General features: G+C 74.0%; 18 protein-coding genes and 1 pseudogene. 6 read left to right on the top strand and 13 right to left on the bottom strand.

Annotation, left to right across the window (positions count from 1 at the left end; translation table 11 throughout):
* Positions 1 to 34: 34 nt before the first annotated feature.
* Together AB0J36_RS00305 and AB0J36_RS00300 are read right to left on the bottom strand one after the other, a co-directional pair.
* Positions 35 to 511 carry a heme-degrading domain-containing protein gene (locus AB0J36_RS00305; RefSeq protein WP_357121181.1) on the bottom strand — a complete coding sequence of 159 codons (477 nt, stop codon included), beginning with the start codon at positions 509 to 511 and terminating at the stop codon, positions 35 to 37.
* 17 nt (positions 512 to 528) lie between these two features.
* Positions 529 to 1,980, bottom strand: coding sequence for an SDR family NAD(P)-dependent oxidoreductase (locus tag AB0J36_RS00300; protein ID WP_357121184.1), 1,452 nt, complete (start codon positions 1,978 to 1,980; stop codon positions 529 to 531).
* A gap of 151 nt (positions 1,981 to 2,131) precedes the next feature.
* Between AB0J36_RS00300 and AB0J36_RS00295 the strand changes: the two genes are divergently transcribed.
* A complete protein-coding gene (locus AB0J36_RS00295; RefSeq protein WP_363659802.1) occupies positions 2,132 to 5,311 on the top strand; it encodes a BTAD domain-containing putative transcriptional regulator in 3,180 nt (1,059 codons plus the stop codon).
* A 6-nt stretch (positions 5,312 to 5,317) separates the two neighbouring features.
* Here AB0J36_RS00295 and AB0J36_RS00290 read toward each other — a convergent pair whose 3' ends face one another.
* Positions 5,318 to 6,145 carry an ABC transporter permease gene (locus AB0J36_RS00290; protein WP_357121190.1) on the bottom strand — a complete coding sequence of 276 codons (828 nt, stop codon included), beginning with the start codon at positions 6,143 to 6,145 and terminating at the stop codon, positions 5,318 to 5,320.
* Complete coding sequence (locus AB0J36_RS00285; protein ID WP_357121194.1) at positions 6,142 to 7,122, bottom strand: ATP-binding cassette domain-containing protein; 981 nt, start codon at positions 7,120 to 7,122, stop codon at positions 6,142 to 6,144. The genes AB0J36_RS00290 and AB0J36_RS00285 overlap by 4 nt, the downstream gene beginning before the upstream one ends.
* A gap of 278 nt (positions 7,123 to 7,400) precedes the next feature.
* Between AB0J36_RS00285 and AB0J36_RS00280 the strand changes: the two genes are divergently transcribed.
* From AB0J36_RS00280 to pdxY, 4 genes and pseudogenes are all read left to right on the top strand, one after another.
* Entirely contained in the window at positions 7,401 to 8,342 is a 942-nt protein-coding gene (locus AB0J36_RS00280) for a hypothetical protein (RefSeq protein ID WP_357172113.1), read from the top strand.
* Positions 8,343 to 8,493: 151 nt separating this feature from the next.
* Positions 8,494 to 8,637 carry a hypothetical protein gene (locus tag AB0J36_RS00275; protein WP_357121200.1) on the top strand — a complete coding sequence of 48 codons (144 nt, stop codon included), beginning with the start codon at positions 8,494 to 8,496 and terminating at the stop codon, positions 8,635 to 8,637.
* A gap of 124 nt (positions 8,638 to 8,761) precedes the next feature.
* Positions 8,762 to 9,433 (top strand): annotated as a pseudogene (locus tag AB0J36_RS00270) (serine protease); the annotation flags it as partial.
* A 258-nt stretch (positions 9,434 to 9,691) separates the two neighbouring features.
* The gene (gene pdxY / locus AB0J36_RS00265; protein ID WP_357121206.1) at positions 9,692 to 10,543 is read left to right on the top strand and encodes a pyridoxal kinase PdxY; all 852 of its coding nucleotides are present in this window, start codon (positions 9,692 to 9,694) and stop codon (positions 10,541 to 10,543) included.
* Between the two features lie 23 nt (positions 10,544 to 10,566).
* Here pdxY and AB0J36_RS00260 read toward each other — a convergent pair whose 3' ends face one another.
* Both AB0J36_RS00260 and AB0J36_RS00255 read right to left on the bottom strand, forming a co-directional pair.
* Entirely contained in the window at positions 10,567 to 11,493 is a 927-nt protein-coding gene (locus AB0J36_RS00260; RefSeq protein ID WP_357392722.1) for an acetamidase/formamidase family protein, read from the bottom strand.
* A 94-nt stretch (positions 11,494 to 11,587) separates the two neighbouring features.
* Complete coding sequence (locus tag AB0J36_RS00255) at positions 11,588 to 12,655, bottom strand: hypothetical protein (protein ID WP_357392723.1); 1,068 nt, start codon at positions 12,653 to 12,655, stop codon at positions 11,588 to 11,590.
* 355 nt (positions 12,656 to 13,010) lie between these two features.
* Here AB0J36_RS00255 and AB0J36_RS00250 point away from each other — a divergent pair, with 355 nt between their 5' ends.
* Positions 13,011 to 13,754, top strand: a complete 744-nt coding sequence (locus AB0J36_RS00250; protein WP_357392724.1) for a cellulose binding domain-containing protein — start codon at positions 13,011 to 13,013, stop codon at positions 13,752 to 13,754.
* Between the two features lie 32 nt (positions 13,755 to 13,786).
* Here AB0J36_RS00250 and AB0J36_RS00245 read toward each other — a convergent pair whose 3' ends face one another.
* The 7 genes from AB0J36_RS00245 to AB0J36_RS00215 form a co-directional block, all read right to left on the bottom strand.
* Entirely contained in the window at positions 13,787 to 14,584 is a 798-nt protein-coding gene (locus tag AB0J36_RS00245; RefSeq protein WP_357121219.1) for an SAM-dependent methyltransferase, read from the bottom strand.
* Positions 14,585 to 14,692: 108 nt separating this feature from the next.
* The gene (locus AB0J36_RS00240) at positions 14,693 to 15,073 is read right to left on the bottom strand and encodes a YccF domain-containing protein (RefSeq protein WP_355050086.1); all 381 of its coding nucleotides are present in this window, start codon (positions 15,071 to 15,073) and stop codon (positions 14,693 to 14,695) included.
* 68 nt (positions 15,074 to 15,141) lie between these two features.
* The gene (locus AB0J36_RS00235) at positions 15,142 to 15,843 is read right to left on the bottom strand and encodes a cellulose binding domain-containing protein (RefSeq protein ID WP_357392725.1); all 702 of its coding nucleotides are present in this window, start codon (positions 15,841 to 15,843) and stop codon (positions 15,142 to 15,144) included.
* A 104-nt stretch (positions 15,844 to 15,947) separates the two neighbouring features.
* A complete protein-coding gene (locus AB0J36_RS00230) occupies positions 15,948 to 16,328 on the bottom strand; it encodes a DUF742 domain-containing protein (protein ID WP_357121228.1) in 381 nt (126 codons plus the stop codon).
* Positions 16,306 to 16,755 carry a roadblock/LC7 domain-containing protein gene (locus tag AB0J36_RS00225; RefSeq protein WP_357121231.1) on the bottom strand — a complete coding sequence of 150 codons (450 nt, stop codon included), beginning with the start codon at positions 16,753 to 16,755 and terminating at the stop codon, positions 16,306 to 16,308. The genes AB0J36_RS00230 and AB0J36_RS00225 overlap by 23 nt, the downstream gene beginning before the upstream one ends.
* Positions 16,752 to 18,728 carry a nitrate- and nitrite sensing domain-containing protein gene (locus AB0J36_RS00220; RefSeq protein ID WP_357392726.1) on the bottom strand — a complete coding sequence of 659 codons (1,977 nt, stop codon included), beginning with the start codon at positions 18,726 to 18,728 and terminating at the stop codon, positions 16,752 to 16,754. The genes AB0J36_RS00225 and AB0J36_RS00220 overlap by 4 nt, the downstream gene beginning before the upstream one ends.
* Before the next feature lie 25 nt (positions 18,729 to 18,753).
* Positions 18,754 to 21,324: a LuxR C-terminal-related transcriptional regulator gene (locus AB0J36_RS00215; protein ID WP_357392727.1), complete on the bottom strand. Its 2,571-nt coding sequence runs from the start codon at positions 21,322 to 21,324 to the stop codon at positions 18,754 to 18,756.
* Positions 21,325 to 21,328 lie beyond the last annotated feature (4 nt).

Here is a 21,328-nt window from a genome sequence, read left to right as displayed (position 1 = left end):
CCGTCCGACGCCGGACGGGCGGCGGGTTCGCCAACTACTGCGCGGCCGACCGCAGGATGTCGACGACGAAGCGGTGGTCGTCCAACTGCGGAAGCCCCGAGACGCCCATCCAGCCCACCACGCCGGTGCCGCGCACCCGCAGCGGCACCGCGCCCCCGGCGGCGGCGTACTTGGAGGCCGGCAGCCCGTAACGTTCGGTCAGCGTCACGTTCTTGTCCTGGCAGAGCCGGGCCACGTAGAGCGACGAGTGCTCGAACCGCATCACCACCCGGCCCTTGCGGCGCAGCCAGGCGTCGTTGTCCTGGCTGGAGCCGGGCAGGCCACAGTGGAACAGCTGACGCCCGGCCCGCCACACGCCCACCGCGACCGGCAGCGCCCGCTCGCTCGCGGCGGCCACGGCGCGCATGCCCAGCTCGTACGCGTCCGTCTCGGACAGGCCGGTACGTTCCAGCTCCGCCTCCTCGCGGAGCAGCTCGTCCAGGGTCGGCCAGGAATCGTGGTCGGATGGCATGGGTTTCTCCTCGTCGTTCACCAGGCGCACGGCGCGTAGTCCTTCAGGAAACAGCCGTACAGGTCCTCGCCCTGCTCGCCGCGGACGATCGGGTCGTACACCCGGGCCGCGCCGTCGACCAGGTCCAGTGGGGCGTGGAACCCCTCGTCGGCCAGGCGCATCTTCGTCGGGTGCGGCCGCTCGTCGGTGATCCAACCCGTGTCGACGCTGGTCATCAGGATGCCGTCGGTCAGCATCTCCTGGGCGCTGGTGCGGGTCAGCATGTTCAGCGCGGCCTTGGCCATGTTGGTGTGCGGGTGCCCCGGCCCCTTGTAGCCGCGACCGAACTGACCCTCCATCGCCGAGACGTTCACCACGTACTTCCGGCGGGCCGGCGCGGCGGCCATCGCCGGACGTAGCCGGCTGACCAGCACGAACGGCGCGGTCACGTTGCACAACTGCACTTCCAGCAGCTCGACCGGGTCGACCTCCTGCACCCGCTGCACCCAGCTGTTGACCGGATCGAGGTCCGGCACGAGACCGCCGGCGTCGATGGCGGTGGACGCCGCGATCCGCTCCGGCGAGGCGGAACGACTGGTCAACGCCAGTGCGGTGAGCGCGTGCGGGGTGAGGGCCGGCGACTCCGAGCCGGCGGTGAGCGCGTCACCCGCGCCGGCCGGCTTGGTGAACGTGATCAGCTCCGGCAGGGGACCGTCCGGCAGGGCCGCGGCCTCCGCGGCGACGAGCTGGGCGTACGCCCCGGGCGAGCGGCGGACCGTCTGCGCCGCGTTGTTGATCAGGATGTCGAGAGGGCCCTGGCTGCTGACCGAGTCGGCGAGGGCGATCACCTGCGCCGGGTCGCGCAGGTCGATGCCGACGATCCGCAGGCGGTGCAGCCAGTCCGCGCTGTCGGGCATCGCGGCGAACCGGCGGACCGCGTCGTGCGGGAACCGGGTCGTCACCGTCGTGTGCGCGCCGTCGCGCAGCAGCCGCAGCGCGATGTACATGCCGATCTTCGCGCGCCCGCCGGTGAGCAGGGCGCGCCGGCCGGTCAGGTCGGTACGGGCGTCCCGGCGCTCCCGGTTCAGCGCGGCGCAGGACGGGCAGAGCTGGTGGTAGAAGGCGTCCACCTCGCGGTAGCGCTGCTTGCAGATGTAGCAGCCGCGCGGGTTGTGCAGGAGCCCCGCCGTCGTGCCGCTGGTGGGGGAGGCGAGGGGGATGCCCTGGGTCTCGTCGTCGATCCGACCCGGGGCGCCGGTGGCCGTGGCCTCCGTCACCGCCCGGTCGGCCGCCAGGATGGCGTCGCGCCGCTCCTCACGTCGCCGCTGCTTGATCACCTTGTAGAGCCGCGCGGTGGCCCGCTGCACCCGCACCACGTCGGGGTGGTCGGGAGGAAGGGCCTCCAACGCCTCGAAGACGCTCAGGCAGGTCTCCAGCCGGTTCCGGTCGATGCCGCCCTGAGCGTTGTCGGGAATGTTGTCCACCGTCATGCGTCGTTGTCTCGTCCCGTTTCCTGTGCCGGATTTCGCCGGCCCACCCCAAGTCCGACCCGAAACTGTACGCACCGCGGCGTCCCGGCCGCACCCCGCGCCGTCGGGCACCCTGCACAGCTCTGTGGTGCGCGTGAGGGATGCTGGTCCCGTGCAGATCACCATCCTCGGTCCCCTCGCCGTCGACGGCCGGCCGGTCCGGGGCGAGCGGTTGGCCGCGGTGCTCCGCGCGCTCGTCGAGGCGCGCGGGCGGGCGGTCTCCACCAGCCTGCTCGTGGACGCGGTCTGGGATGGCGCCCCGCCGGACGACGCGACCGGCGCCGTGCAGGCGCTCGTGTCCCGCGTACGTCGTCTCGGGCTGCCCGTGGTGGCCGTGCCGGGGGGTTACCGCCTGCCGGCCGAGGAGGTGACGGTCGACGCGGTCGAGGCACGGGCGCTGGTCGAGGGCGGTCGGGTCGCGCTGCGGGCCGGTGACGCGCGCGCGGCCCGCGACGCGGCCGACCGGGCCCGCGCCCTGTTCCCCGAGGTGCCGGAGATCGCCAGCGCGGACGACGCGCGCCTGTTCGCCGCCGTCGCCGCGCTGCGCGCCGAGGCCGCGCTCGCCGGCGCGGGCCCGTACGACGAGGCCGACCTGCGCCGGCTGGCCGCGCGGACGCCCCCGGACGAGCCGTCGGCCGCCCTGCTCGTGCGGGTGCTCGCCGCGCAGGGGCGGGAGGCGGAGGCGCTGGAGGTGGTCGAGCGTCTCCGCGACGAGCTGGCGGACCGCTACGGGACCGACCCGTCCCCGGTGATCACACAGGTCCACCTGGCCCTCCTGCGCGGCGAACTCAACCAGCCGGCCGTCGTGGCGTCACCCCGTCCGCCGGCACGCGTCGTCCTGCCCGCCGCGTGGCGCCGGCCGATGACCGCCCTGCTGGGCCGCGAGCGGGACGTCGAGGCCCTGGACGCGGCGCTCGACGAGTCGGCCCTGGTGACGATCGTGGCGACCGGCGGCGCGGGCAAGACCCGCCTCGCCGCCGAGGTGACCCGGCGCGCGGCGGCGGCCGGGCAGGGGGTGCGGGTGGTCGAGCTGGCCGGTCTGCGCTCGCCCGACGAGGTGCTGCCCACCGTGCTCGCGGCGCTCGGCGGCGCGGACACCTCGTCCACCGGCGGCAGTCTGGGCCTCGAACGCCGGGTGCTCAGCCCCGAGGAGCGGATGCGGGCCGTGGCACCGGACCTCGACGGCCTGGTCGTGCTCGACAACTGCGAGCACGTCCTCGACGCGGTCGCCACCGTCGTCGCCGATCTGCTCGCGGTGGTCTCCCCGGAGGTGGCGGTGCTCGCGACCAGTCGCGCCCCGCTGGGCCTGGCCGGCGAGCGGGTCCACCGCCTGACCGCCCTGCCGGACTCCGACGCGCTCGGGCTGGTCGAATCCCGGGCACGGGCCGGTGGCGCGGTGCCGACCTGGGACACCGCGCGGGCTCTCGCGCTGTGCAACCGGCTCGACAACCTGCCGTTGGCCCTCGAACTGGCCGCCGCGCGGCTGCGGCACATGCCGATCGACGACGTGCTCGCCGGGCTGACCGACCGGTTCGCCCTGCTCGACGACGCGCTGCGCGGGCTGCCGGAACGCCACGCGAGCCTGTGGGCGATGGTCGACTGGAGCCGCGAACTGCTCGCCCCCGACGACCGGGCGCTGCTGGAACGGGTCGCGGTCATCCCCGCGCCGTTCACCGCCGACCTCGCCGCCGCGGTCGCGCGGACCCCCGACGTACGGCGAGGTCTGGCGAGGCTCGTCGAACAGTCCCTGCTGACCCTGGTCGAGGGGGACGGGCCGCCCCGCTACCGGATGTTGGAGACCGTCCGCGAGTACGGCGAGGCCCGACTCGGTGCGTCCGGCGACCGGGACGCGGCGATGGCCGGCCTGGCGGGGTGGTGCCGGGACGAGGCCGTCGCGCTCGGCGACCGTTTCGTCGGCCCCGACCAGGTGGAGGCGCTCGACCGTTGCGCCGTCGAGCAGGACAACCTGGTCGCGGGCCTGCGGTGGGCGCTGGGTCAGGACGACGAGCCGGCCGCCGTCGACGTCGCCACCGCGCTGCTGCACCTCTGGACGGTGCGCGGCCTGCACCTGGAAGTCCTCGTCTGGGCACGCGGGATGCTGCACGTCGACGAGCCGCATCGGCGTCGACGCTCGGCGATCCTGCGGGGCCGGGCCAGCGGCCGGCCCCTGCCGCACGGGGACCGACTCGCCTGGACGTGCCTGTTGATCAGCGCGAACGGCGGCATCAGCGCCGACCTGCGGCCCGCCGTGCTCGCGCGGCGCGCCCTGCGCACGCTGCTCGCGGAGCGGCCCGCCGAGGTGTCGCCGCGGCTGACCGCGTTCGCGGTGGCGTTGCCCGGCTTCGACGAGTCCGACCCGGAACGGAGCCTGAAGGCCGCGACCGAGTTGATCGCGCACCCGGACCCGTACGTGCAGGCGCTCGGCCTGATCGCGCGCGCGGCGGTACGGGAGAACAACGGCCTGCCGGAGGCGTCGATCGAGGACGCCGAGCAGGCGTACCACCGCTTCGAGGTGGCGGGCGACCACTGGGGCATGGCGATGGCCGCGGGTGCCGTCGGGCAGTTCCTGCTCCCTGGCAGGGAGGGGCGGTCGGCCGAGTGGCTGGCGCGCAGCGTCCGGCACATGGAGATGATCGGCGCACAGCAGGACGCGCGGTCGATCCGGGTGCGGCTGGACGTGCAGCTCGCCCTGACCGGCGACGCGGACGCGGAACGGCGACTCGGTGAGACGGCGACGCCGGGCCAGGCCGAGCAGATGGACGTCGCGCAGGCGCTTCTCGGCCTGGCGCACCTCGCCTGGCAGCGCGAGCGCTATGACGAGGCACTGGCCCACGCCGACGAGGTGAACCGCACTCTCGCCGGCTGGACCGGCCCGCCACCGCAGCCGCGGGTGATGCTGCGGGCCTCGGTGGCGGTCCTGTACCTGCGGGTGGCCGAGGCGCGGGGGGCATCGGGCACCGACGCCGCCCGCCAGGCGGCCACGTTGTTGGCGCTCGCCCGCGACGACGCGCTCAACTCGAAGGACCTGCCGGTGATCGGGGCGTGGGCGTCAGGCGGCGCGGACCTCGCCGCGTACCGGGACGACATCGCCACCACCCGCGAGTTGTCCGCGCTCGCCAAGCGGCTCGGGACGCACATGGAGCTGTTCTTCCCGAGCGAACGCAGCGAACGACTCGACGCCGCCCTCGGTAACGAGGAGCAGCGTGAGTCGTTGCTGGCCGTCTGGCGTGCCCGGCCGGTGGCCGCGGCCGTCACCCGGGTCCGTGAGCTGATGGAGGACCTGCTCGCCTAGCCCGGGTCAGACCTTCTTGCGGTAGGCGCGCAACGCCATCGGCATGAACACCGCCACGAAGCCGGCGCACCAGGCGAGGGTCCACCACACGTGCGCGTCGAGCGGGGTGCCGAGGAACAGTCCGCGTACCGAGGCCACCAGGTGGGTCATCGGGTTGACCTTCACGAAGGCCTGCATCCAGCCGGGCAGCGTGTCGGTGCCGACGAACACGTTCGACCCGAAGCTCAGCGGCATGATCAGGGCGAACATCAGTCCCTGCACGGCGCCCGGGGTGCGCACCTTCATCGACACCCAGACCGGCAGCCAGCTCAGGCAGAGCGCGAACAGCACCGCGAGCACGCAGCCGGCGATCGCCCGGAACGGGTCGGTGTCGATCCGGAAACCCATCAGGTAGCCGATCGCGAGGGTCGAGACCGTGACGATCACGTACCGGACGACGTCGCCGAGGACCGCGCCGACAAGCGGTGCGGAGCGGGGGACCGGCAGCGACCGGAACCGGTCGAAGATGCCCTTGGCGATGTCGGTGTTGAGGTTCACGCCGATCGCGATCGCCCCGGTGGCGATGGTCTGCGCCAGGATGCCCGGCAGCAGGAACTGCAGGTAGTCATGGGTGGAGCCGGCGACCGCGCCGCCGAAGATGTAGACGAAGATGACCAGGAACAGCACCGGTTGCAGCGTGACATCGATCAGCGCCTCGGGCGTACGCCAGGTCTTGATCAGGCTGCGTTTGGCGAGCGCCAGCGAGTGCCGCACCAGCCGGAACGGTCGTGGGTTCACCGCTGCCGTCGACGGTGTGGAGTTCGGTGTGGTTGGTGCGCCGACCAGGGTGCTCATGCCGCTACCTCCGTACGCGAAGTGGTGTCGTCCTCGGACGCCGTACGCCCGGTGAGGGTGAAGAACACCTCGTCGAGGCTGGGCAGGTGCAGGGAGAGTTCGGTGACGGCGATGCCGGCGGAGGCCAGGCGCGCGACGCTCTCGGTCAGCGCCGTGTCGTCGGCGACCGGCACGGCGAGGACGCCCCTGCGGATCTCGTCGGCCGGCCCGCCCGAGCCGACCTCGGTCAGGATCGCCGCGGTTCGGCGGAGCTGCGCCGGGTCGGTCGGCCGGACCTCGAGGGTCTGCCCGCCGACGATCCGCTTGAGCCCGTCGGGTGTGTCGTGGGCGATGACCCGGCCGTGGTCGATCACCGTGATCGCGTCGGCGAGCGCGTCGGCCTCCTCCAGGTACTGCGTGGTGAGCAGCACCGTCGAGCCGTTGGTCACCAGCGACCGGACCACGTCCCACATGTCCTCGCGCTTGGCCGGGTCCAGCCCGGTCGTCGGCTCGTCCAGGAAGATCACGTCCGGCGAGCCGACGAGGCTCGCGGCCAGGTCGAGCCGTCGGCGCATACCCCCGGAGTACGTCTTGGCGGGCCGGTTGGCGGCGTCGGTCAGGTCGAACCATTCGAGCAGTTCGGTGGCCCGCCGCCGGGCACCGGCGCGACCGAGGTCCAGCAGCGTGCCGAACAGCTCCAGGTTCTGCCGCCCGGTCAGATCCTCGTCGACCGAGGCGTACTGGCCGGTGAGGCCGATACGCTGCCGGACCCGCCCGGCGTCGCGGACGACGTCGAAGCCGCCGATCCGGGCGCTTCCGGCGTCCGGGGCCAGCAGGGTGGAGAGGATGCGGACGGCCGTGGTCTTGCCGGCGCCGTTGGGGCCGAGCACCCCGAGCACCGTCCCCCGGGGTACGGCGAGGTCCACGCCCTGCAGCGCCCTCGTCTTCCCGAAGGTCTTGACGAGGCCCTCGGCCTCGATCACCAGATCGCTTGTCATGCCGACCAGCGTGCGCGGCGCACCTGACACGGCCCCGACACGCCGCTGACAGCCCCGCCGACGCGGGCCGACACCGTGCCGACGCGAGGGCGGCCGTCGGCGCGGGCGTCGCGATATGCTGGCGGCGGCAGAGCGCCTGCCCGCGCCCGATGTGGTGGCCCACGCCCGACCACATACCTGGGGCCAAGAGTCGCCGACTCCGCGCGGTCGTGTCGATTCTCGGCGTGCCGGTCACGTCGCCCGCTCCGTGGAGCGCGTGGGGCTGCACCGGAGGCGTCATGTCCGATCACCCGTCCCACCGTTCCCCCGTCGCGGGCCGCGCCCGCAGGCGCGCCATCCGGGAGGAGGCGGCCCGCACCGGCGTCGGCTACTCGGTGGCCGCCCGGCAACTCGACTCGGCCGGTCTGAAGCCCGGCGAAACCCTCGCCAGGTACGGCCGGACGATCTATCCGACCAGCGCCGACCCGTACCGTCAGGCCCTCGTCGACCGCCGCGAACGGCGCTCGTTCGGCGAACGGGTGGCCGACACGCGCCGCGCGGCGACGCTGCCGGAGGGCCGCGCCGCGCACCTCGTCGAACGTTTCCCGCCCAGCCGTGGGCCGGCCGGCTCCGGCGTCGGTCGGCTCTACCACGGCGAAGGTCGGCAGGAGTTGCTCGCCATGCTGTACCTCGTGGTCGCGGCCGAGTCGCCCGGACTGCTCCCGGAGGTGGGGGACGTCGCCTGGATCGCGGAGCTGGGCGAGGACACGGCGGTCGACACCGCCTGCTCCGATGTCGACCGGGAGGCCCGCCGGCTGCTCGACGAGACGCCGACGCGGCTCTGGTCGGCGATCGAGGAGGCGTTGGCCGTCGTCGAGGCTGGCGTGGACGGGCAGCTCCGCCACGCGGCGGTCCGCCAGGCCGCGCTGCTGCGCACGATGATGACGCCGCGCCTCGGCTCCGTGGACGAGCCGTACGTGCCGGGACTGCCGGCCGCCGGCGTGGGACAGATCCTCGACGCGCTGCTCATCGTGGCCGACGACGGGCATGCCCCGGGCACCCGGGTACGACGTGTCGCGGGGGCGGACGACGCGCGACTGGCCACGATCGTCGGGGCGCGATGGGGATCGGCGGGGCCACCGGTGGGCTACCTCGTCTGGCCCGACGGCGCGACGGCTTCCGTGTCCGTTCCGGCCGACGGCCTGGTGGTGCTGGCCGGGCAGGAGTCCGTTCCGCGGTGAGCCGGCCGCCGTCCGGTCACCGCCTCGGAATCCGGGGTTGGTGCGCTCGCCGGCCGCTGCCATAATGGTGGTGGCGCCCGTCGATGTCCGTGGGCCCGGGGGAAGCCCTCCGCAAGGCGCGGATGGTGGGGGTCGAAACCCGGAGGCCGCGATGGACCTTGTCCCCGACGCTACCGCCCTCTCCAGCCTGGTCGACCTGCTCGGCGCGGTGCTGCAACTGGCCGCCGCGGTGGTCAGCCTCATGGCGGTCGTCGCCGCCCGTGGGCGTCGCCGTCGGCGGGACCGCGACGTCTAGCGCGATCCATAACCCTGGAGTACGACCCAGAGGGGATGACCCGGAACATATATTCCCATCAATACGATAGCCGCTATCGATCAGGTGCGCCCACAAGGCGTGCCGTACCGAAGCGGAGGAATGCATGGTTCGCTGGCGTACCCTCACCGGCCTGGTGGCCGCCGCGCTGGCCGCGGCCAGCCTCACCCTCGCGGCACCCGCCGCCGCGGCCGACAACCCCGTCACGCCGAACGTGGTCGGCGGCACCCGCGCCGCCCAGGGCGAGTTCCCGTTCATGGTGCGGCTCTCGATGGGCTGCGGCGGGGCCCTCTACAGCTCCCGGCTGGTGCTCACCGCCGCACACTGCGTGGGCGCGACCGGCACCAACACCAGCATCACCGCGACCCTCGGGGTGGTCGACCTCCAGTCGTCCAGCCGGATCACCGTCCGGTCCAACTACGTCTACCGCGCGCCCGGCTACAACGGCAACGGTAAGGACTGGGCGCTGATCCGGCTGGCCACCCCCGTCACCGGGCTGAGCACGTTGAAGATCGCCACCACGACCGCGTACGACAGCGGCACCTTCACCGTCGCCGGCTGGGGCGCGGCCCGTGAGGGCGGCGCGCAGCAGCGGTACCTGCTCAAGGCGAGCGTGCCGTTCGTCAGCGACTCCACCTGCAACTCCAACTACGGTGGCGACCTCATCCCGGCCGAGGAGATCTGCGCCGGCTACGCCAGCGGCGGCACCGACACCTGCCAGGGCGACTCGGGTGGCCCGATGTTCCGCCGCGACGCCACCAACGCCTGGATCCAGGTCGGCATCGTCAGCTGGGGCAACGGCTGCGCCCGACCCAACTACCCGGGCGTCTACACCCAGGAGCTACTTCGCCTCGTCGATCGCCTCGGCCGCGGCGAGCCTCGGCGGCTGACCGCGCGGCACGAGGGGGCGGCCCGGATTTCGGCGGTCCGGGCCGCCCCCAAGTGCCGTGTGGCGTCCGGGCGAACCGCAGTGGGCCAGCCGACAGAATCGGTGGCCCGCGCGTCCCGGGGCGGACGGGGCGGCCAGAATGGGTCCGTGCAGATCCTGTCCATCCAGTCGTCGGTCGCCTACGGCCACGTCGGCAACTCGGCCGCCGTCTTCCCCCTGCAGCGTCTCGGGCACGAGGTCTGGCCGGTGCTGACCGTCCACTTCTCCAACCACACCGGGTACGGCGCGTGGCGCGGCCCGTTGCTGGCGGCCGCCGACGTGGCCGAGGTGATCGCGGGCATCGCCGACCGGGGGGTTCTCGGCAGCGCCGACGCGGTGCTGTCCGGCTACCAGGGCGACCCGGCGATGGGCGCCGTGATCCTCGACGCCGTCGCCCAGGTCAAGGCCGCCAACCCGGCCGCCGTGTACTGCTGCGACCCGGTGATGGGCGACGTCGGCCGGGGGATGTTCGTCCGGCCCGGCATCCCGGAGTACCTGCGAGACACCGTCGTGCCGCGCGCCGACATCATCACGCCGAACCACTTCGAGCTGGACTTCCTCGCCGGCCGTACGACCACCACCCTCGCCCAGGTGCTGGAGGCGGTCGACGTCGTCCGTGCCACCGGGCCGAGGCACGCCCTGGTGACGAGCGTGCTGCACGACGACGTGGCGGCGGGTTCGCTGGAGGTGGTGGCGGTCTCCGACGAGGGGGCCTGGGCGGTCACCACCCCGCTGCTGCCGATCAACCCGAACGGCGGCGGCGACGTCACGGCGGCGCTGTACCTGGCGCACCTGTCGACCACCGGCTCACCGGCCACCGCGCTGGAGCGGACCGTCTCCTCCGTCTTCGCCGTCCTCGAAGCGACCCTCGCGGCGGGCACCCGGGAGATCCAACTGATCGCCGCGCAGGACGCGATCGCCGAGCCGCCGGCCCGGTTCACGGCCCGCCGGTTGCGCTGACCACGACCCGGACCGGCGTCAACTCAGCGCAGCGCGTCGTCGCGCAGCACGGCGTGCGCGCCGACGGTCTGGTTGACGATCTGGGTCACCCGTACGTCGACGAGGACGCTGGCCAGCGCCACCGCGTCCGGCCGGCTGAGACCGTGCAGCCGTTGCAGCAGGGTCATCATCGCCTCCAGGGCACGGAGCGTCGCCTCGTCGAGGGTCGCTCCCACGCCCAGCGTCAGCCAGGCGTCGGCGGTACGGGCCACCGGGCCGGTGACCGGGAAGTCGTCGCGGACGTCGAAGGTCAGCGTCACCTCGTCCATCGGGCACTCGATCGCCGTGCCGCCCACCTCGCCGTCGCCCTGGGCGGCGTGCCCGTCCCCGACCGAGAACAACGCTCCGTCGACCGTGATCGGCAGCAACAGCGTGGTCCCGGCGGTCAGGTCCTTGCAGTCCAGGTTGCCGCCGCACTCGCGCGGTGGGGTGGTGGAGTGCCGTCCCGACTCCGCCGGCGGCATGCCGAGCACCCCCATGAAGGGACGCAACGCCACCGTGTGGCCGTGCTGGTTGCGGCCGGTCATCGTCGCCGGGTCCAGCTCCCAGGCGTGTACCACCTGTGTCGACTCGACGTCGTAGCGCTCGTTGAAGGCGCTCGGCCACCCGCCCGCCACCGTCGTACCCCAGGTGCCCGGGACGATCGCGTCGATGCGTACCGCGAGGGTCTGGCCGGCGCGAGCGCCGCGGACCGCGACCGGTCCGACGAGCGCGTGCCCGTCCTCGGGCCGGCGCTGCGGGACCCGGGGGCGGTCCCGGTTCGCGCCGCCGGGGTACGGGCCGGCCGACCACCAGCAGTCCAGGGTGCGGTAGGTGACGGTGTCGCCGGAGTCGATGGTGAGCACCGGCGCGAGGTCGGGGGAGAAGTGGCCGTGCAGGGTCTTGTCGTCCGGTGCGAGGGTGTGTCGCATCTGCGCAGGCTACGTGTCGATCCGGCGTGGCGCGACAGCCGGTGGGCGTGGGTGCGCGGCCGAACGGGTCGGCCGCGCACCTGCGCGGATCGGGTCAGTCGACGGTCGGCGGTGCCGTGCGGGCCGCCTCAGCCAGTGCCTTGGCGGCAGTGGCGTACGGGTTGTAGCTGTAGCTGCGCGCCAACCCGGCCGGGACGGTGAAGTACTCGGCGGACAGCTTCGCCGGGTCACTCGCCAACTCGCCACGGGCGGGTACGTCGTTGCCGTCGTCCCAGCCCCAGGGGGCGTTCGCGGAGTTCGACGAGCAGCTCCAGGTGCCGACGCCGCAGTCGCCGGAGGTGTCGCCGGCGAAGGTGCCCAGGCTGGCGAAGAGATTCGCGTTCGTCCGCTGCGCCCACAGGCCGCCGGCGGCGAAGATGTCGACGAGCTGGTAACGGACGTCCCGGTCGTCGCCGTTCTCCGGCGTCTCGGCCACCGTGGACGGGTAGTAGACCAGGCCGTCGCCGTTGATGGCGTACTGCGGGTACGCCTTCAGTCCGTGGCCCTGCGCCTCCTGGGCGGTGACCGGGTGGGTGAAGGAGTCGTGCGGCGAGGACTGGAACTGCAGGGTGCCGTCGACGCTCTCCCGGCCGCTGGTCCAGCTGCTGCCGGCCGGGGTGTACGAGTAGAAGTCGCTGTGCGCGACGGTGACCGCCCCGCGCAGGACGCCGTACGCGGAGCCGTCCCGCTCGATCGCGAAGAGGACGCCCTCGCCGTCGTTCTCGTGCTCGGTCTCGAAGAACGGGTGGTCGGTCCAGTCCCGGGGGTGGAAGAACAGGTACGTGATGTACCAGTGCGTGCTCGTCTCCACGACGGAGTAGTACACGTGCGCGGCGAGCGACGTGCCGGACGCCCCGGTGCGGTCCCAGTTGTTGCGCCCGTTCAGGTCGCCGTCGAAGTCCACGGCGGTGACGTAGTCACTCCGGCCGCCCAGGGCGTGGGTGCCGGTGGCGTCGACGTCCTGGTAGTGGATGGGCGCCCAGCGCAGGGCCAGGTCGGCCCGGCTGGGAGCGGCGGCTGCGGGTGACGGCGTCGTGAGGGGGGCCAGCGTCAGCGCCGCCACGGTGGCCGCCGCCGTCAGTGCCCTCGTCACCCGCCGGTTCGTGTTGCTCCTGTCGCGCATGGTGTGTGCTCCCGCGTCGAAGTGACATACCACTATGGATGATCGTCGATCCGGGGGCCCGGCGCGTGTCCTCGCGGCGACGGGCAGGCGGCGGGCGTCCGACGGGCTCGCGACACCCCGCTTGTATCGACAACCGTCGAATGCGATGCTGTGGTTCGGCCGCGCTCGGGAGCCGGCGTGGTCGATCTCTGCTCCGGAGTCGGGGACGCGCGAGGTGGCCCCACCACCCGCGCGCGGGCAGTCCCCGTCAGCGGCCGCATGCCGATCGCCGTCGGGCGGCCGCCGCGCAGGTCCGGACCCGTACGGTCGGCTGCCCATCCGTGGCCGCGACGGCGACGGCTTCTCGGAGGTACGGATGCGTCGCATCTTCCTGGCTCTCACGACCATCGCCCTGACCACCGCCACGACCGGCTGGGCCGCGACCACCGGCGTCGCCCAGGCGGCGCCGACACCCACGGCGTCGGTCACGGCGGCGCCGACACCCACCCCGGTCTGCCCACCGGCACTGCCCATCGGTGGTCGGGTGTCCGCAGCCACCACCACCAGCCTGACCGTCGTCTACTTCATCGCGCTCAGCCCGCCGTGCGGCTACCGGCCGCCGATCACCGTCGGACTCTTCGCCAGCCGCGACGACGCCTACGCGTGGCGGAACCCGGTGGCCGAGTTGGTCTCCGCCGAGCGTGACGGCACCGTCACCTTCGACCGGCTGACCCCCGACACCGAGTACTGGTTCGGGTTCCGCGACTCCGAGGGCAGGTGGGAGCCCTACTACGGGGGGAGCGGCCGGACCGCCGCGCTGACGTCCTGCCGGGCGACCGCCACCATCGACTCGCGCTGGGGCACCGGATTCGTCGCCACCGTGACGGTCCGCAACGTCGGCACGCAGCCGTTGGACCAGTGGCGCGTCTCCTGGCGCTGGGCCGGCGACGAGCGGATCCAGGCGGTGTGGGGCGGTGTCGTCGACCCGGCCGGCGCTGACGTGGTGGTGCGCAACGCACCGTACAACGGAACGCTGGCGCCGGACGGGTCGACGACGTTCGGTCTGCTCGCGACCGCCAGCGCGCCGCCGGCCGGGCTGACGCTGACCTGCGCGCGCTGATCCGGGCGACGTACCCGGGGGTCGGCGTCGCGTCAGGGCTTGCGGGCCACCGCGCCGTAGGCGTCGATCCCCCGGGCGTCGGCCTCGTCCGGACGCCACAGCGGGATCGGCACGAGACCGGGCTCCACCAGCGTCAACCCGGCGAAGCAGCCGGCGAGATCCGCCGGGCTGCGCAGGATGTACGGGACACCGCCGTTCTCGGCCAGCCGCTGCGCCCCGGAGACCACCTGCGGGCTGGTGTTGGTGCCGTCCCAGAGCACCAGGTGGCTGCCGGACGCCGTCGCGTCCATCGTCCGCCCGACGATCGAGCGCACCACCTCCAGGTCCGGCTCGTACCCCAGCACGCCCATGAACATGACGGCGATCGGCTGGTCGAAGTCGAGCGTCCGCGCCGCCTCGGCGAGGATGGCCTCCGGGTCGTGGTAGTCGGCCGGCACGTACGTCGTGACACCCTGGACGGTCGTGCTGGCCAGCAGCGCGCGGGCGTGCACGAGGACCATCGGGTCGTTGTCGACGTAGACGACCCGCGCGTCCGGCGTGATGCCCTGGGCGACCGCGTGGGTGTTCTGCATGGTCGGCAGGCCGGTGCCGATGTCCAGGAACTGCCGGATGCCGGCCTCGGCGGCCAGGTACCGGACCGCCCGGACCAGGAAGCGGCGGGACTGCTGCGCCATCAGGACGATCTCCGGGTAGACCTCGGCGACCGCGTCACCGGCCGCCCGGTCGGACTGGAAGTTGTCCTTGCCGCCCATCCAGTAGTTCCAGATCCGTGCCGCGTGCGGCACGTCGGGCTGAAGCGTCGCGGTGAGTTCGGCGTCCGGGCCGGCCATGCCAGGCTCCTATCGAGGGGTCCGTCGGGGTGAAGCGGATTGTCCACTATCGACGGCGTCGGCCCCGACCGGGTCGCCCGCCTCGGAAACGGGCGACCCGTCGACGTGTCACGGCGCTTCGACGACCTCCCGGCCCAGCGGCCAGAAGGCGGCCGGGACGAGCTTGAAGTTGGCGATGCCGAAGGGGATCCCGATGATCGTCACGCAGAGCGCGATGCCGGCGAGGATGTGGGACAGGGCCAGCCACCAACCGGCCAGCACCACCCAGAGCACGTTCGCCAGCCCGGAGCCGACGCCCGCGCCCGGTTTGGGCACCAGCGTGCGGCCGAAGGGCCACAGCGAGTAGACGGCGAGGCGCAGCGCGGCGACGCCGAACGGAATGGTGACGACCAGCAGGAAGCAGATCAGCGCGGCGAAGCCGTAGCCGATCGCCAGCACGAGGCCACCGCCGAAGATGAGCCACAGGACGTTCAGGACGAAGCGAATCACCCCTTCAGCATGAGCGATGCTCGCCACCGCGTCCGGGCCGCCGTCGGGACCGACTCGGCGGCCGGGGCTCAGCTCGACAGGCCGCCGCAGGCGACCCCGTCGATCGTGCACGCCGTCGGCGTCGCGCCGACCACCGCGCCGTTGACCCGGAAGGTCACCCGCGTCGAGGCGCCGCCCGGCACCTGCCCCACGCTGCCGTCCGGCACGAACGTCCACACCGCGCCGTCCTGGGTGGCCCGCGCGCCCTCGACCGCGCTGACCCGCAGCGACTCCCGGGGCAGCGTGATGGTCAGCGTCCACCGCGTCGCCGGCACCGGCCCCGGATTGCTGATCGTCACGGTCGCGCCGTAGCTGAGCAGCGCGTTGTCCTCGACGACGAAGTCGGCGGCGAGGGCGGCCGGGGTCGGGGAGGCCGACGAGGGGGTCACGGCCGGCGCGCTGGACGGCGGCTCGACGGGTGGCGGCGCGGCGCTGGCCGAGGGCGACCCCACGGTGGTCGGGCTGGTGGCGGCCGGCTGTGCCTGCCCCCGGGGCGTACCGGGGCCCGGCGTGCCCAACTGGTCCACCGACGGGGGCGCGTCCAGGGTCACCGGCGCGAGCCGCTCCGGGGTACGCACCACACTGACGATCGAGACCACCGTCGCCACCACCACCCCGAGCGCCGCGAATACGGCGACCCAGGTGGCCCGCGACACGTCGGCCCGGCCGGTGACCACCCGCCGTGCGGCTGCGGCAGCGGCCACGATCCGGTCCAGCAGAATGATCGCCACAGTACGCCGTGGCTGCGGCGGTGTTGCCGGCACTGCCTGTCTCCCCTTCACTTCGTCGCCGGACGCCCGCCCGCGACCGCTCGGTCGCGGTGGCACCCGAGCGGTCACAGGGCGCGCAGCCCGACGAGTATCGACTCGAGCAGCTCCTGCGACGGCAGATCCGACAGCGACGGCGGTTCGTGCGTCTCGACCAACCCCGCCCCCAGCAGGTCACCGAGGAGGACCCGAACGGTGCCGAGGGGCAGATCCAGCTCGGCGCTGACCTCAGCCACCGACACTGGATGGTGACACAGCTCGACGATCCGCGCCTGTTCGGGGAAGAGCGACGTGGGCGACGTCGCCGACCGCCGCGCGACGACCAGCGAGATCAGGTCGAATCGGCCGCGCTCGGACGTCGTACGCCCACCGGTCATCGTGTACGGACGGGCGACCGGGCCGGCGTCGTCGTCGTACCACGCCTCGTCAGCTGAGCCGGCGCTGGGCACCAGAATCTCCGCTCCTCGCCGCGGCGGCGGTCTCCAGGCGGATCGGCAGGTGCCGTTCGGCCTGCCCGACGAAGAGCGCGACCTCGTACGCCATGTCGCCCACCTCGACCTCGTCGCCGGAGATCCGCACGGTCAGGATGGTCCCGTTCGAGATGGTGGCGACGAAGAGGAACGCCCGCGACATCTGCACCACGATCTGGCGCAGCCCGCCCGCGTCGCACGTCCGGGTGGCGGCCAGTCCCAGCGCCAACAGGCCGGCGACGATCCCGGAGATCTCTTCGGCCAGCTTCGCCTGCACCTGCCGGGAACCGCCGAGCGGGAGCCCGTCCGGGGAGAGCACCACGGCGAACTCCGCACCGCGTACCCGGTCCACCAGGCGGTCCAGCGCGCCGGTCAGGCTGTCCTCGGTGACCACTGCGTGCGTCATCGATGTCTCCTCGTTGTTCTCGTGATCGGCAGCTCGACGGTCTCGGGGCCGGCGTTGCCGGGGCCGGGCACGGGCGCCCCGGATTGGCGGATCCGCATCGGCAGCCCGTCGGCGCTGCCCGTCGGCCTCGCGTCCGGCACCTCGACCGCTCCGGGCAGCGGCCGGTACGCGGGCCCCGGCGACGTCGCGTCCGGGCCGCCGGTCACGGTGACCAGCTCGGCCGGCAGGTGCACGATGGCAGCCGTCCCGCCGCGTCGGCTGGGCCGCAGGACGACCCGGGCACCGCACCGGGCGGCCAGCAGGGCGACCGCGTACAACCCTCCGGCGTCGCTCGGCGGGTCGTTCGGCGGGCTGGCGAGCAGACGGTTCGCCTCGTCGAGCGCGGTGGCGTCGAGGCCGGGACCGTCGTCGACCACCACGATCGCGCAGCCGTGTGGCCGGTGCTCGCCGGTGACCCGGACCGTGGTGTCGGTCGTCGAGAAGGTCAGAGCGTTCTCGATCAGCTCGGCCAGCAGGTGCACGACGTCCGTGACGGCGGGGCCGGCGAGCGACCACGGCCAGTGCGGCGCCACCAGGACCCGGTGGTACTCCGGCACCTCGGCGACCGCGCCGCGCGTCACGTCGAGCAGGGGGACCGGGCGTCGCCAGCGGCGCGCGGGCCGCGCCCCGGCGAGGGTGATCACCTTTTCCACGTTGCGGCGGATACGGGTGGTGAGATGGTCGAGCTGGAACAGCTCGTCGGCCTCCGCGGCGTCCTGCTCCCGCCGCTGCATCGCGTCGAGCAGGTCGAGCTGGTCGCGCAGCAGAACCTGGTTGCGCCGGGTGATCCCCAGCAACAGGTCGGCCGCGTGACGTTCCCGCGCCGGCCCGCCACCCTGCTGATCGCCGCCGTTCTCGGCAACGGGCGGCAGCCGGTCGACGGGTGCGGTCGGCGGTTCCGACCGAGGCTCGTCGGCGCCCGGCGGCGTCTCGTGCTCGGGCCCGCGGCGTACGGCCCTGGCCCAGCCCAACAGCACCGCGATTACGGCGATCAGCCCGAGACCCACCACCACGCCGGTCCGCCCCACGATCACCGCGGCGCCGGGTGTGGCCCGTTCGACGCTCGCGCGGGCGGTCGTCGTCACCAGCTCGTGCAGCGCGCCGAGGGCGGCGTCCGCCGCCGCGCGCCACTTCTGCGCGCTGACCCCACGCAGCGCGTCGACCCGGTCCGTGCGCAGCAGCGTGTCCTCCACGGCGAGCAGGCCCGCGAACTCGGGTCCCGCCACGAGTCGCTGGTACGCGCCCTGGCCGTCGCCCGGCAGGCCGGCCGTCGCCTCGGCCCGGGCGTACCGCTGGACGGCCACCAGCTCGACCAGCCGGCGGCGCTCCTCGACGCCCAGTCGACCGCTCAGGACGGCCGCCGTGACCAGGGTGTCCTCCCGGGCCAGCAGCTCACGGGCACGGGCCAGCGCGATCACCGCGCGGGTGTCGACCGCCAGCCTGCTCTCGTGCGCGCCCCACTCCGGTCCGTACACGTCGAAGGCGGCGTCGACGAGCTGGTCGTACCCGTCGACCGCGCCCGCCTGGTCGAGCTGCCCGTCGTCCACCCGGGACCGGATCGCCCCCAGCCCGTTCAGCCTCCGGACCAGGGTCTCGGCCCGGTCGCGGACCGCCCCCGCGCTGAGCAGGCGCAGGTCGTGTCCGTCTCCGAACGCCCGGACCTGCGCCGCTGCCACGTCGGTCGCCGCCCGCGCCCCGGCCAGCGTGCCCCCTGCGGGCGCGGCGTCGGCCAGCGTCTCGGCGGTCGCCCGGCGCTCGGTCTGCAGGCTCAGGACCAGCCGGTCGATGGGCTGGCCCAGGGTGTCGGCCAGGGCCCGCACCCGCAGCAGGTCGAGGGCGTCCTGGCCGGTCAGACAGGCTGCGTACGACCACAACGCGAGCAGCACCGCCGCCGTCGCGACGAGCCGGACCCCAGGTCGTCGTGCGCGCGTCACGTGGCGCTCCGCCGGGTGCGCCGGCTCATCGGGCCGACCGCTGCGGCCACGGCTGCCCGGCGGCGTCGCTGGCCCGGTCGGCGACCATGGTCCGCAGCAACGCCAGCAGCTCCGCCCGATTGGCGCAGTGCAGCCGGTTGCGCATGCGCGCCACGTGGTGCTCCACGGTCTTGGCCGAGATGAAGAGCCGGTCACCGATCTCCCGGTAGGTCAGCCCGGCGAGCACCAGCTCGGCCACCTCGTACTCGCGGTCGCTCAGCCCCTGCTGGGTGGGGCCGGCCGCGGTGGCGGCCGGCGTGGCGGTCGCGCCGTCGATCGGGCGCTGCCCACCGGTCGCGCCGGCCGGCCGACCCTGGAGCACCCGGGCGCACTCGAGCAGGGTGGTCATCGCCCGTCGGTCCGCAGTGCGGATCGCGGCCTGACCGGCGAGGCGGGCGCCGTCCCAACACAGTCCGGTGTCGTGCAGGCCCCGGGCGGCGGCCTCGACCCGTACCGGGTCGACCACACCCCGTAGCACCTCGACCCAGCTCTCGGCGGCCGCGGCGACCACACCGGCGTAGCGGCTGTGCTCGGCGGCGGCGAGCAGGGCGGCGACGTGGTCGTCGGCGGCCGTCGGCTCGCCGGTCAGGATGGCGGCGTGCAGGCCGCTCCAGTGCAGCGGGACGCTCCACAGCGTCGGTGTGTCGAGTCGGTCGAGCAGGGTGGCGCCCTCCCGCAGGTAGGGCGCCAACCGGGCCACGTCACCGAGCCGCGCGCCCGCGATGGCCAGTTCGCCCAGCGGCAGCAGCGTGAACAGGTCGACCCCGTGGCGGACCACCGCCTCCAGCGCCTGGCCCCACCCCCGCTTGAGCGCGCCGAGGTCGCTGGTGCGCCGGGCGATGCCCATCCGCAGCGCGGCGGCGAAGAGCAGGTCGCGGGATTCCAACGGGCGTTCGTCGGCGGTGACCGTGGCGAGGCGCTCGGCGGCCGCGAGCGTCTGACCTCGAACCATCAGGATCCAGGCCTGCAACAGCCGATGCCGGCGGGCCATCAGCGGGCCGCCGACACCGCCGGCCTCCGCGCGGTGCAGGACCCGCTCGGCGATGTCCAGCTCGCCACAGTGCACGGCGGTCAGCGCGGCCAGCGCCGCCGGACTGTCCGGCAGGAGGGCCGCCCGACCGTCCGGTTCCAGCAGGGCGGCGGACTGCACGAGCGCGGAGAGCGCCGCGCTCGGCGTGCCGGTGACGCCCTCGCGTACTCCGTCGGCCATCAGCCGGGCGGCGCTGGCGTGCAGGGTGGGCGGTGCGCCGGCGGGCTCGTCCACGCGCGGCCCGTCGGCGGTCAGGTCGCCGATGGCGAACCCGCCCACGGCGGCGAACGCCACCGACGAGGCGGTGCCCGACCACCGGTACAGCTCGACGCTGCGGCCGGCGTGGCCCCGGTGCGCCAGCGCGGTCGCCGCCACCGTGGCCGCCTCGGCGCGGACCGCCGGGTCGGCGGTGGTCAGCAACCGGTCCGCCAGGCGCAGCGCGTCGTCGAGGTCACCGGCGAGCGCGGCCGCGAGAGCCTGGCGGGCGCCGGTCGGGTGCCCGGCCGCGGTGGCGGCGGCGAACAGCTCGGCGGCGAAGGCCGGCTCGTCGGCAAGCGCCTCCTGGGCCGCCGCGGCGAGCGTCGGGGCCGGACAGTCGCCGAGGACGCCCACCGCGAGCAGCGAGCGGACCAGCGGTAGCACCGGACCACCCCGGGCGAGCTGCAACTCGGTGAGGCGACGCCAGACGGCGCTGCGCTCGGTGGCCGGGCTGAGCGTGGTGACGGCCCGGCGGACCAGCGGGGTGAGCCGGCCGTCCGCGCCGATCAGCCCGGCCGCCCGGGTCGTGGCGATCAGCTCGTCCACCGCCTCCGGCTCCTGATCCAGGAGCGGGCCGAGCATGGCCACCGGCAGCGGTACGCCGGCCGCGACCGCGAGCAACAGTCGTCGTACGGGGGCGGGCTGGATCTCCAGCTCCGGCGCGAACTCGAGGACGACGGGTCGGGGCGGCTCGGTCGGGACGGTGGTCAGGCTCGGTGCCACGCGCAGGCCGCGGGTGAGCCGCTCGACGTCGCGGGGGACGCCACCGGTCTGTGCGTGTACGAAGTCGACAAGCTCGGCGCGCTGGGTCAGCTCGGGGACGGCGGCGACGCAGGCCCCGGTCTGCTCCCGGGTGAACGGCCCGAGCAGCACGGCCTGCCCGTCGCGGCGCAGCGTGTCGACCAGCTCGGTGAGGGCTGCCGACCGGGGCCAGGGGCGGTGGGCGACGACCAGCCGGTGCCGGCGGGTGGCGACCAGGCGCAGCAGCACGCCGATCCGTTCGTCGTCGAGCAGGTGCGCGTCGTCGACCAGGATCAGGTCGTCCGGGTCGACGGGCTCGCCGGGCCCGGGAACACCCGTGCGCACGGTGACGCCGGCCCGTTGCTGGATGTTCGTCAGCTCGGCGAGCAGGGCGGTCTTGCCGTGCCCGGCGGGGCCGGCCAGGCCGACGGTGAGCGGCGCGACCGGATCGTCTGCGACCCGGTCCAACAGGGCCCTGGACGCCCGGCCCAGCACCAGTCGGGAGTCGACGAGGTTATTCATGATCATTGTG

The organism is Micromonospora sp. NPDC049662, assembly GCF_040675055.1.
In the GTDB taxonomy this organism is placed as follows: Bacteria; Actinomycetota; Actinomycetes; order Mycobacteriales; family Micromonosporaceae; genus Micromonospora.
Note: the sequence above shows the minus strand (reverse complement) of the source record. Positions and strands in the feature narration are given on the sequence as shown.